Consider the following 710-nt stretch of genomic DNA (forward strand, 5'->3'; position numbering starts at 1 on the left):
GTACAAGAAGCATTTGAAACAACGCGATGCTCTTTGCTTAAAGATTGATGATTAACCCCATAGACAACCGTAAGATCTGCGCCTTCAGAAGGAGCAGAAACAAGAACACGCTTTGCTCCCGCATCTAAATGAGCACTCGCTTTATCACGCGCCGTAAAAATGCCTGTACATTCTAAAGCAATATCGATATCCAAATCTTTCCACGGCAATTGTGCAGGGTCACGCTGTGCGCATACCTTGATTAATCTACCCTCTACATCAATGGCATCCCCCACCACCTCAACAGTTCCAGGGAAGCGCCCATGAACTGAATCATAGCGCAACAAATGGGCATTTGTTTCCACAGATCCTAAATCATTAATTGCAACCACTTTAATATCTTGTCGTCCACTTTCTACAAGCGCACGTAAAATATTGCGTCCAATACGACCAAACCCATTAATTGCAACACGAACCGTCATTTCACATGTTTCCTCATCAATTTTTAAAAGCACACCATTTAAAACACAATAAATAGGTATTTCATCAATCCCAAATCATTAATTCCTATAACGTCAATATCTTGATTAATCACTTACTTATCCACAATAATGCACAAGATCATCCACAACACTGTACAGTATAGACGCCCTACGACCAAACCAACTCATGACAACACAAGTTGTCATTTTGTCTTTTCCTCTTTGATCTTTCCAAGCTCTTTTTCTGCG

General features: G+C 40.6%; 1 protein-coding gene. It reads right to left on the bottom strand.

Going from position 1 to position 710, the window contains the following annotated elements; translation table 11 throughout:
- Positions 1–461 (bottom strand): glyceraldehyde 3-phosphate dehydrogenase NAD-binding domain-containing protein (locus ACFIO3_RS14740; RefSeq protein ID WP_375704744.1); only part of this gene is annotated, 461 nt, incomplete at its 3' end.
- Between the last annotated feature and the right edge of the window lie 249 nt (positions 462–710).

It is taken from the genome of Bartonella sp. AD328YNZD (assembly GCF_042196425.1).